The sequence below is a fragment of the Zavarzinia sp. genome (genome assembly GCF_041650655.1).
Lineage (GTDB): Bacteria > Pseudomonadota > Alphaproteobacteria > Zavarziniales > Zavarziniaceae > Zavarzinia.
In genome coordinates this window covers 1-10,136 of record NZ_JBAZKR010000123.1, presented here as the reverse complement: position 1 = coordinate 10,136, position 10,136 = coordinate 1, and the positions used below count along the sequence as shown (strand labels likewise).

The 10,136-nt window shown below is 68.8% G+C and carries 13 protein-coding genes and 1 tRNA gene; 6 read left to right on the top strand and 8 right to left on the bottom strand.

Translation table 11 applies throughout. The annotated features are described in order from the left end of the window. The 4 genes from fliF to WC493_RS19675 form a co-directional block, all read right to left on the bottom strand. Positions 1–1,170: flagellar basal-body MS-ring/collar protein FliF (fliF, locus tag WC493_RS19690; RefSeq protein WP_373067695.1), on the bottom strand; the 1,170-nt coding region annotated here is incomplete at its 3' end. Positions 1,171–1,355: 185 nt separating this feature from the next. After that, positions 1,356–1,595, bottom strand: a complete 240-nt coding sequence (locus tag WC493_RS19685; protein WP_373067697.1) for a DUF1153 domain-containing protein — start codon at positions 1,593–1,595, stop codon at positions 1,356–1,358. Between the two features lie 126 nt (positions 1,596–1,721). After that, entirely contained in the window at positions 1,722–2,393 is a 672-nt protein-coding gene (locus WC493_RS19680) for a flagellar hook assembly protein FlgD (protein WP_373067693.1), read from the bottom strand. 16 nt (positions 2,394–2,409) lie between these two features. Beyond that, positions 2,410–3,615 carry a flagellar hook-length control protein FliK gene (locus tag WC493_RS19675; RefSeq protein WP_373067691.1) on the bottom strand — a complete coding sequence of 402 codons (1,206 nt, stop codon included), beginning with the start codon at positions 3,613–3,615 and terminating at the stop codon, positions 2,410–2,412. Positions 3,616–3,780: 165 nt separating this feature from the next. On the opposite strand from WC493_RS19675, the gene mnmA reads away from it, so the two are divergent. Beyond that, on the top strand, positions 3,781–4,941 hold the full coding sequence (gene mnmA / locus WC493_RS19670; protein WP_373067689.1) for a tRNA 2-thiouridine(34) synthase MnmA: 1,161 nt from the start codon (positions 3,781–3,783) through the stop codon (positions 4,939–4,941). 58 nt (positions 4,942–4,999) lie between these two features. Then, positions 5,000–5,076, top strand: a tRNA-Met gene (locus WC493_RS19665). Positions 5,077–5,145: 69 nt separating this feature from the next. Here the strand turns inward: WC493_RS19665 and WC493_RS19660 are convergent. Together WC493_RS19660 and WC493_RS19655 are read right to left on the bottom strand one after the other, a co-directional pair. Continuing rightward, on the bottom strand, positions 5,146–5,514 hold the full coding sequence (locus tag WC493_RS19660; protein ID WP_373067687.1) for a helix-turn-helix domain-containing protein: 369 nt from the start codon (positions 5,512–5,514) through the stop codon (positions 5,146–5,148). Between the two features lie 5 nt (positions 5,515–5,519). After that, complete coding sequence (locus WC493_RS19655) at positions 5,520–5,723, bottom strand: type II toxin-antitoxin system RelE/ParE family toxin (RefSeq protein ID WP_373067685.1); 204 nt, start codon at positions 5,721–5,723, stop codon at positions 5,520–5,522. Between the two features lie 163 nt (positions 5,724–5,886). Here WC493_RS19655 and WC493_RS19650 point away from each other — a divergent pair, with 163 nt between their 5' ends. Continuing rightward, complete coding sequence (locus WC493_RS19650; protein ID WP_373067683.1) at positions 5,887–6,291, top strand: GFA family protein; 405 nt, start codon at positions 5,887–5,889, stop codon at positions 6,289–6,291. A gap of 7 nt (positions 6,292–6,298) precedes the next feature. Next, on the top strand, positions 6,299–6,706 hold the full coding sequence (locus tag WC493_RS19645) for a nuclear transport factor 2 family protein (protein ID WP_373067681.1): 408 nt from the start codon (positions 6,299–6,301) through the stop codon (positions 6,704–6,706). Between the two features lie 4 nt (positions 6,707–6,710). Here the strand turns inward: WC493_RS19645 and WC493_RS19640 are convergent, their stop codons facing one another. After that, complete coding sequence (locus tag WC493_RS19640) at positions 6,711–7,466, bottom strand: SDR family NAD(P)-dependent oxidoreductase (RefSeq protein WP_373067678.1); 756 nt, start codon at positions 7,464–7,466, stop codon at positions 6,711–6,713. A gap of 133 nt (positions 7,467–7,599) precedes the next feature. On the opposite strand from WC493_RS19640, the gene WC493_RS19635 reads away from it, so the two are divergent. Continuing rightward, on the top strand, positions 7,600–8,484 hold the full coding sequence (locus WC493_RS19635; RefSeq protein ID WP_373067676.1) for an AraC family transcriptional regulator N-terminal domain-containing protein: 885 nt from the start codon (positions 7,600–7,602) through the stop codon (positions 8,482–8,484). Between the two features lie 6 nt (positions 8,485–8,490). Here the strand turns inward: WC493_RS19635 and WC493_RS19630 are convergent, their stop codons facing one another. Beyond that, positions 8,491–9,504, bottom strand: coding sequence for a Fe(3+) ABC transporter substrate-binding protein (locus tag WC493_RS19630; protein ID WP_373067673.1), 1,014 nt, complete (start codon positions 9,502–9,504; stop codon positions 8,491–8,493). 205 nt (positions 9,505–9,709) lie between these two features. On the opposite strand from WC493_RS19630, the gene WC493_RS19625 reads away from it, so the two are divergent. Further along, positions 9,710–10,136 (top strand): ATP-binding cassette domain-containing protein (locus WC493_RS19625; RefSeq protein WP_373067671.1); only part of this gene is annotated, 427 nt, incomplete at its 3' end.

Genomic DNA, 10,136 nt, shown 5'->3' with positions numbered 1-10,136 from the left:
GCCCATGGCGGATTTGGCCAGGGTTTCGATCTGGGCGAGATCTTGCTGATTACGCGGCTGGTAGGTCCGGGTGCCGTCGGCGGCGGTCTGATAGGTGCCGTCGACCAGGATGGCGACCGAGAGGCGCTTCACCCGCCCGCCTTCCTGGACCGTGGTCTGGTCGGTGCGGGAGATTTCGTAGTTGATCGTCTCTTCGCTGCGGTCGTTCTGCGACTGGGTGCCGGTGCCGCCGGCCTGACCCTGGCCATTGGGCAGGTTGTTCTGCACCGTGACGGGGGCGTTGCCGCCTTCGGCATTGCGTTGGCGGTCGGTCACCGTCTGGGTCGAACGCACCACCTGGCCATCGGGATTATAGGTCTGGGTCTGGGTCGTGACGCGGTCGTAGTCGAGTTCGGCCGTCACCTCTGCCCGCACCTTGTCGAAACCGACCGAGGAGCCGACCAGCTGTTCGAGCGAACGGCGCAGGCGCGCCTCGTATTCGCGGGTCTTGGAGGCGACCGCCTGGGCCGGATCGGATTGGTTGCCGGGGTCGGCGGTCAGCAGGTTGCCGCGATCGTCGACGATGGAGACGCGGTCGGCGGCGAGGCCGGGCACGGCGGCCGCGGTGAGCTGCTGGATGGCGCGCACCTGCGAAGCGTCGAGCGAACCGCCCTTCAGCTTCAGCACGATCGAGGCCGAAGGCGCCTCGGCGTCGCGGGCGAAGAGCTGGCGCTGCGGCAGCACCAAGTGGACGCGGGCCGAGGCGATGCGGTCGATCGAGCCGATCGAGCGGGCGATCTCGCCTTCGAGCGCGCGGAGATGGTTGATGTTCTGGACGAAGCTGGTGGTGCCGATCGAATCGGTGCGGTCGAAGATCTCGTAGCCCATGGAGCCGCCGGCCGGCACGCCGGATTCGGCCATGGCCATGCGCAGGCGGGCGACCTGGTCTTCCGGCACCAGGATGCGGCTGCCGTCGGCCGAGAGCTGATAGGGCACCTTCAGCTCGTCGAGCTTCTGGACGATGCGGCCCGAATCGGAGAGCGCCAAGTCGCTGTAGAGCAGCGCCATGGTCGGCTGCATCATGCGGTTCACGGCGAAGGCCAGGAAGGCCGCGACCGCCAGGACGACGCCGGCGAGCGCCAGCCCGCGCCGCAATCCCAGTGCTCTCAGTCGCGCGATCAAGTCGTTCATATCGCCCCCGGTCGAGGTGCAGGCACGTCGTTCATGGCTGGGGAACGATGCCCCCTAGGCAAGAATTTCCCTGTTTCTGTTGAAGAAGTGATTAACGGTGCGGCGCCGCGACGCGAGGGCACAAAAAAACGGCCCGGCGGGGGGACCGGGCCGTTTCGCTGCCGCGACGGGGGATCGGGAGATGATCAGGGGGCGCGGTAGAGCTGGATTCGGGTGGCCCGCAGGCCGGGCAGGCCGTGGGCGTCGATCGCCCGCTGCCAGGACAGAAATTCCTCGATCGACAGGGAATAGCGGGCGCAGGCATCTTCGAGCGTGATCAGGCCGCCGCGGACGGCGGCGACCACGATCGCCTTGCGCCTGATCACCCAGCGCTTGGTATCGGGTGGCGGTAGATCCTCGATCCCGAGGCCTTCGGGGCCGATCAGGCTCTCGGTGAGATCCTGGAGGGGGCGGCGTTCGTTCACTCTCGTCTTCCTTGCACAGGGGGCCCATGCCAGCCTGCACAAGCGATCCTAGAGGGTCTGGGTTAACACCCGCCTAAGGGCACACGTTCAGCTCCCCGCCATGATCTGGGTCACGTCGGAGAGGGCGATGTCGCCGTTTTTCGTGACCAGGGTGATGGACGAGCCGGTCGTGTCGACGCCGGTGACGGTCGAGACCGTGCCGATCGTATTGGTGACGGCGGTACCCGTCTTGTCGACCGAGACGGCCTTCAGCGTGTAATTGCCGGCCGCCACCGTGTCGCCGTTGGTATCCTTGCCGTCCCAGGAGTAGCTCTGGGTGCCGCTGGCGGTCGAGCCGGTCAGGGTCTTCACCACATTGCCCTTGGCGTCGACCACGGCGAGCTTGGTCGAAACCGCGGTGCCGTCGTTCGAATATTGCCAGTTCACCGGATTGGTGCCGTCGAAGCCGGCGGTCGCGGTCGAGACCACCACCTGCTTGCCGATATAGCTCGCCGCACTGGTGGTCATCGAGCTCTGCAGGACCGAGAGCATGCTCTCCAGCGTCTTGTTCGAGTTGATCGACTGTTCGACCTGGCTGAACTGCACGAGCTGGCTGGTGAATTCGTTCGAATCCATCGGCGACAGCGGGTCCTGGTTCTGCAACTGGGTGGTCAGCAGGGTCAGGAAGGACGAGAAATTCTTGGTCAGGTCGGCCGAGGCCGTGGCGGCGGCCGAGGTCGCCGTGGAACTGGAGCCGCTGGCTTGGATGGAGCTGGTCATGGCCTCTGCCTTTCCGTCAGACTTCGATGTCGAGGGCGCGGCTGCCCGCCGCCCGTGATTGTCGCGCCGTCGCCTCGATGCGGCCGAGGCCGTCGCCCGAACCCGTGTCGCGGCCGCGGCCACGCCGCCCGCCCGAGCCCGAGTTGCCGCCGTCGTTCCCCGCGCCGCCGGAGGACGAGCCCGAGCCGTCGCGCAGCGCGAAATTGAGCGACGTGGTATCAGCGTTCAGGCCCTGGCCGGCCAGCGAGCGGGCGAGTTCGGCCCGGTCGCGCTGGAGCAGGCCCAGGGTCTCCGCCCGGTCGGCATAGACATGGGCGGTGACGCGGCCGTCCTCGGCGAATTCGAGGCGGACGTCGACCCGTCCCAGTTCCTCGGGCGCCAGGCTGATTTCGAAAACCTTCTGTCCGTCGGCGACATGGCGCGCGATGGCGAGGCCGAGGGCTTCCGGGGCCACCGGCACGGGGGCGGCCCGGGGGCTCGGTGCCGCAGTGGTCGCGGCCTGGGCTGGGGCCTGGGCTGGGGCCTGGGGCGTCGTGCCGGTGCCGCTCGCTGCGGCGGCGGCCAGGCTGCCGGCGTCACTCGCGGGGGTGGGCGCCGGTTGGGGCGCCGGTCGGTCCGCCGGCGCGGCGGCGGCCTGATCGGCCAGGCGCTCGGTCTCCTTCGCCGCATCTTCGCGTGCACCCGCGGCCGCCTTGCCGCCATTGTCGTGGCCGGCCTTGGCCAGGGCGGTGCCCGGATCGGGCTTCACTTCTGCGGTCGGCGCCGACACCGCGCCGGACGTTGTGGTCGGCACGACCTGCCGCTGCGGTTGGCTCGGTGCGGTCAGGGCGGTCAGCATGTCGGCCAGGACGGCGGTCGGATCGGCGGCGGCATCGGTCGCCGCCTTTTCCTTGGCTTCGTCGCTGGCGCCGCCACCGAGCTGGTCGCCCGGATTGGCGGATTTGCCGCTCGCCTGCGCCGTGGCGCCATCTTCGGTGACCTGGACCGCGCCAGTCGTGGCGGACGGCGTCTCGCCCGCCTTGGCGTCCGACTTGGCCTGGGGGGCGGATGTCTCGTCTGGCGGGGCGGGCTTCGCCGGGGTCGGCTCGCCATCCGCCTGGGCCTGGGCTTGGTCCAGATGGGCGGCGAAATTGTCGTTCCCCGCTGCCGTGTCGGCGGCTGCCGGCACCTTCGCGGGGAAGGCGGGCGGGGTCGGGGGGATGATGATGGCGGTGGCGTCCATGGCTCGGGTCCGGGCTATCGCAGATACAGATGCAGGGATCGGGCCAGCCGGGGAGGGCGCGGAAATCCTGGCGCCGGCGCAGTGCACGGAGGTCTCGCGCTACTGCAACCCGGCAATTCCTTCCCCCTGCTTGTCGCTTTCTGCCGGGCCGACTATGGTCCGCCCATGACGGCACCCTTCGACATCGATGCCCTGCTCCGCCCCGACCCGGCCGACGACCTGCCGGCCGGCGCACGCGTGGTCGTCGCCATGTCGGGCGGCGTCGATTCCTCGGTCACCGCGGCCCTGATGCAGGCGCGCGGCTACGACGTGGTCGGCATCACCTTGCAGCTCTACGACCAGGGCGCGGCCGCCGGGCGGAAGGGGGCCTGCTGCGCCGGGCTCGACATCCGCGACGCCCGCCGTGTCGCCGAGACCCTGGGCATTCCCCATTTCGTGCTCGACTACGAACAGGCCTTCCGCGCCAATGTGATCGATCCTTTCGTCGACGCCTATCTGGCGGGCGAGACGCCGGTGCCCTGCGTGCGCTGCAATCAGACGGTGAAGTTCCGCGACCTCCTGGGGGCGGCCCGCGACCTCGGCGCCGTCGCCATGGCGACCGGGCATTATGTCCGCCGGGTGGCGACGCCGGCCGGCCCCGAACTGCACCGCGGCCGCGACCCGGCCCGGGACCAGAGCTATTTCCTCTTCGCCACGACGCGGGACGAGCTCGACTTCCTGCGCTTCCCCCTGGGCGACATGGAAAAGCCCAAGGTCCGCGCCCTCGCCGCCCATTTCGGCCTCGCCGTGGCGGAAAAGCCGGACAGCCAGGACATCTGCTTCGTGCCCTCCGGCCGCTATGCCGCCGTGGTCGAGAAGCTCCGCCCCGGCGCCGCCGATCCGGGCGAGATCGTCGACCTCGAAGGCCGCGTGCTCGGAAGCCACGACGGCGTGATCGGTTTCACGGTCGGCCAGCGCAAGGGCCTCGGCATCGGCGGTGGCACCCTGCCGGGCAATGCCCCGCTCTATGTCGTGCGCCTGGAGCCCGAGACGCGGCGCGTCGTCGTCGGCCCGAAGGAGGCCCTGGCCCGGCGCGAGATCGCCGTCTCCGACCTCAATTGGCTCGGCCCCGGCGGCAGTGCGGTGGACCGCCCGGCGCTCGCCCGCATCCGTTCTGCCCGGGCGCCGGTGCCGGCCGAACTCCTTGTCGCCGCGACCGGCGGCGCCACGGTGGTGCTGGATGCGCCGGAATATGGCGTCGCGCCCGGCCAGGCTTGTGTCCTCTATGACGCCGCTGATCCCGACCGCGTGCTGGGCGGCGGCTGGATCCGCCGCGCGGCGACTTGACAGCCCCGCCGCCACCGAATATATGAGCGGCCTCGCGGCCAAGCCCGCGGCCCCTTGGGGCGGAGTAGCTCAGTTGGTTAGAGCAGCGGAATCATAATCCGCGTGTCGGCGGTTCAAATCCGTCCTCCGCTACCACCCCTTCCCACTATTCTCTGGTCTCGGTTCGGCCTCTGGATCGAATTCAGGCGTTCAGGCCGTGTCTGCTCACGCGATGTCGTCGATCGTTACGTCGAGGGCAGTGGCCAGGGCCTTGAAGGCGGCGATCGAGCCTTCGCGGCGGCCGCCTTCGATCTGGCTGACATAGGCCTGGGACAGGCCCGCCTTTTCCGCCAGTGCCCGGGCGCTCAGACCGCGATGCTCGCGCCAGACCCGGAGCGGGCTTTCGCCCTCGATCAGGTGCTTCACCATGGTGGCCGGCAGGGCCTCTTCTTCCCCGGTGGCGAGGCGGTCGCGGTAGCGGGCGATGGTGGCGCGGTCTTCGGCATCCTCCGCCGCCTCGATCAGACGGCGGTAGTCGCCCTCGGGCAGGACCGCGAGCCGCCCGGCCGGGGTGTCGATGAATTGCACGCTCATATCCCTCACTCCTCGTAGGCGCTGCCGCGCGAGGTGATCCTGGCCACTTCGAGGACCACGCCGTCGAGCACGAGGACGCGCCAATCGCCGATCCGCAGGCGGATCGCCTCGCTGCCCTTCAACGCCTTCACATTATTGGCCAGGGCAGCGGGATCGGCCGCATAGAGCTCGATCTTGGCGACGATCAGGCGGGCCGTGTTCGTCGGCATCCGGCGCAGGGTCCTCGCCGCCTCTTTGCTGTATGCGATTTCCCTCATGGGGAAAATATAGCAATTGGCTAATGTCCGGGCAAGGGTGGTCCAGCCCGCTGTTTACACCTCGCCCCCGCCCCCCTACGATTCGGCCAAAGCAGAACGAGTCAGGGAGGAGAGAATGGCTTTCGAAGGTGGTTGTTACTGTGGTGCCGTCCGCTATGTCTCGGAGGGCGAGCCGGTGATGAAGGGCGAATGCCATTGCCGGGAATGCCAATATATCGCCGGCGGCGGGCCCAATATCTTCATGGCCATGCCGACCGACGGCTTTCGCTACACCAAGGGCAAGGCGAAGAAATTCGCCAGGGCCGACCTCGCCAATCCGGTGACGCGGGAATTCTGCCCCGATTGCGGCACCCATCTGGTGACCCTGGCGCCGGGTTTCCCCGCCGTCATCGTGAAGGTCGGCACGTTGGACGATCCGGCGGCCTACGGCGGGCCGCAGGTCGCCATCTACACCTGTGACATGCAGAGTTTCCACCAGATCCCGCCGGGCATCCCGAGTTTCGAGCGACTGCCGGGCTGAGGCGGCGATGGCCGCGGGGCGGACCGATCAGGAGGCCGTCTTCGCCCTGATGGATCGGCTGGGCACCCTGATCTTCACCCGCGACATGGCGGTGATCGACGAATTGTGGAGCGGCGCCGGCTTCCGCCTGCTCGGCTCCGAATTGCCGGAAGACGCGCGCAGCCGCGAGGAACTGGCGGTCTTCTTCGCCCATCTCTTCGCGGCGCCCGCCCGCTATCGCTGGGAATGGGGCGAGCGAACGGTGGAACATCTGGGCGACCTGCTCTGGGTCTGCGCCAAGGGCGACCTGATCGTCAGCCTGCCCGAACAGGTCCGCCGCAAGCCCTACCGCGCCGTCTGCATTTTCGAGCGGCGCGGCGGGCGCTGGCTCTGGCGCCTGTTTTCGGGCAGCGAGCCGGTGGTGCCGGGGGCGTAAGCCGCTAGATCCCCTGGCCGCCGGAAACCTCGATCCGCTGGGCGGTGACCCAGCGGTTCTCGTCCGCGAGCAGGGAGGCGATCATCGGCCCGATGTCGTCCGGCACGCCGACCCGGCCGAGCGCCGTCATCTCGGCGAAGATGCGATTGACCTCGGGGATGTCGCGCACCGCGCCGCCGCCGAAATCGGTCTCGATCGCACCGGGTGCCACCGCGTTCACGGTGATGCCGCGGCCGCCCAGCTCGCGCGCCATGTAACGGGTCAGGACTTCGACCGCGCCCTTGACGGCCGCATAGACGGCGTATCCCGGGAAGCTCACCCGGGTGAGGCCGCTCGACAGGTTGACGATGCGCCCGCCGTCGGCGATCAGCGGCAGCAGGGCCTGGGTCAGGAAATAGACGCCCTTGAAATGGACGTCGACCAGGCGGTCGAAGCTCGCCTCCTCGGTGGTGCCGATCGGCGTCAGCGCGCCGTGGCCGGCGTTGTTCACCAGGTGGTCGAAACTGTCGCGCTGCCAGACGCGGCGCAGGGTCTCGCCCAGGCGTTCGGCGAAGGGGGCGAAGGCCGCGCAGTCGCCGCTGTCGAGCGGGAAGGCGACCGCCTTCCGGCCCAGCGCCTCGATCTCGGCGACCACCTCGGCGGCGGCCTCGGCGCGGCTGGCGTAGGTCAGGACGAGGTCGCCGCCGCGGCGGGCGATCGCGAGGGCGGTACTGCGGCCGAGGCCGCGGCTGCCCCCGGTCACCAGGGTGATCTTGGTCATGGGTCTGCTCCCGTGTCGTTGCCGGGACAGTGTCGGCCGTCGCGTGGCCGGGGGCTTGCCGGATGCTGGGTCCTTCTTGCCTGATCCTCCGGGAGTGCGTGCGGGAGCGCCCGAGCTGATCTAGGCTTCGGGCATGACGACCCTTCTCGACCGCGTGCGCCGCTACGGCGACCTCCATGCCGACAATGCCGGCATCGCCGCGACGCCGATCCGCGGCCTCGGTACGGTGCGGGCGACGGCGCCCAGCGGTCTCGTCCACGCCATTTCGCAGCCTCTCGTCTGCCTCGTCCTCCAGGGCGCCAAGCAGGTCATCATGGGGGCGCAAAGTTTCGACTTCGCAGCGGGGGATTCCCTGCTGATCACGGCCGATGTGCCGACCGTGAGCCAAGTCACGCGGGCGAGCGCGGCGGAGCCCTATCTCTCCCTGGTGCTGATCCTCGATCCCGTGCTGATCAGCGATCTCATGGTCGAGATGAAGGCGGCGCCGCTGGCCGATTGCGCCGCGGTTCGGGTCGAGCCGACCGATGCGGAAGTGGCCGATGCGGCCGATCGCCTGATGCGACTGCTCGATCGCCCGGCTTCGGTCCCCGTGCTCCAGGCCCAACTACTGCGAGAGATGCATTATTGGCTGTTGGCCGGGCGGCACGGCGCTGCGATCCGCCGCCTCGGCCTGCCCGAGGGGCCGGCCCGGCGGATCGCCCGGGCGGTCGCCAAGCTCCGGGCCGATTTCGCCGAACCGCTGCCGGTCGGGGAATTGGCGGCGCTGGCGGGCATGAGCCCCTCGAGCTTCCACCAGCACTTCAAGGCGGTGACCTCGCTCTCGCCCCTGCAGTTCCAGAAGCAGCTCCGCCTGATCGAGGCACGCCGCCTGATGACGGCGGAAGCGGCGGCCCCGGCCGAGGCCGCCTTCGCCGTCGGCTACGAGAGCGTGTCCCAGTTCACCCGGGAATACGGCCGTCTGTTCGGCCTGCCGCCGGCCCGGGATGCCAGGGCGCTGCGCCGCTGGGCGGCGGCCTGAGCCGGTTCAGCGCCAGCCCGCCCGGTCGAGCAACAGGACGGCGGCGCCATTGTTCTTGCCGAGGTCGTCGATCGGCAGCGTGTCGCGCTTGAACGGGCCGAAGGACTGCACCACGGACGAGGGGGCGACGCCGTCGACGATGGGGAATTCGTTGTTGGCCTCGGCGAAGACCGCCTGGGCCTCCGGGCTCGCCAGATAGTCGAGGAATTTGATCGCCGCCTCGCGGTGCGGGGCATGGGCGGCGACGCCGGCGCCCGAGACGTTGATATGGGTGCCGAAACTGTCCTGGTCGGGGAAGAAGATCCGCACCTTGTCGACCACTTCCTTGTCCGCCGGCTTGTCGGAGGCGAGGAGGCGGGCGAAGTAATAGTGGTTCACGATGGCGACATCGGCCTCGCCCACGGCGACGGCGCGGATCTGGTCGGTATCGGCGCCCTTGGGCGGCCTGGCGAAATTGGCGACCAGGCCTTTGGCCCAGGCTTCGGTCTTTTCTTCGCCGAGATGGGCGATCATGGCCGCGACCATCGACTGGACATATTCGTTGTTCGAAGAGCGCGAGAGCACGCGGCCCTTCCATTGCGGCTCCGCCAGGGCCTCGTAGGTCGAGAGCTCTTCGGGCTTCACCCGGTCCTTGTTGTAGACGATGACCCGCGCCCTGGTCGCGAAGGCGTACCAGAGGCCGCTCGGCTCGCGGAACTGGGCCGGCACCACCTTCTCCAGCACGGGCGAGGTGACCGGCTGGAACAGGCCGGCCGATTGCGCCCGCCACAGGTTGGCGGCATCGGTGGTGATGAAGATGTCGGCGGGGCTGTTGGCGCCTTCGAGCTTCAGGCGCTGGACCAGCTCGGCGGCACCGCCCTGGATCAGGTTGATGGTGATCCCGGTCTCTTCCTTGAACTTGCCGAACAGCAGCTCGTCCGAGGGGTAGTGGCGCGAGGAATAGATGTTCAGTTCCTCGGCCTGTGCCTGAACGGTGACGAAGCCCAGGGCGAGGGCGAGGCAGGCCAGAATGCGGCGCATGGCGACAGACTTCCCGGTTGGGCCCGCAGTTGATGTTGCGAGCTATTTGCAAAAACTGGCCGATTAATGCCCCGGCGGGGCGGAAAAGCAACCCCCTATCGCGGCGCAGGCCCGGCGCGCAGCACCGGGCGTTGCGACCCGAGGCACGCTGGGCTACAAGGGCGGCAATTCACGCAAAGCGACGGTCGGCGCAAGGGGCAGAGTTATGGCTTCCTATCAATATGTCTTCGTCATGAAGGATCTGTCCAAGACCTATCCGGGCGGCAAGACAGTCCTGAAGAATGTCTGGCTGTCGTTCCTGCCGGGCGCCAAGATCGGCGTCCTTGGCGGCAACGGCGCCGGCAAGTCGACCCTGATGAAGATCATGGCCGGCCTCGACACCGAATATCAGGGCGAGGCCTGGGCGGCCGAAGGCGTGAAGGTCGGCTATCTGCCGCAGGAACCGCCGCTGGATCCGAAGCTGGACGCGCTCGGCAACGTCATGCTGGGGGTCGCCCCGGTGAAGCGCCTGCTCGACGAATTCGAGGAAGTCTCGGCCAAGTTCGGCGAAGAACTGACCGACGACGAGATGGACGCCCTGATCGCCCGCCAGGCCGAACTGCAGGAACAGATCGACGCCAAGGACGCCTGGG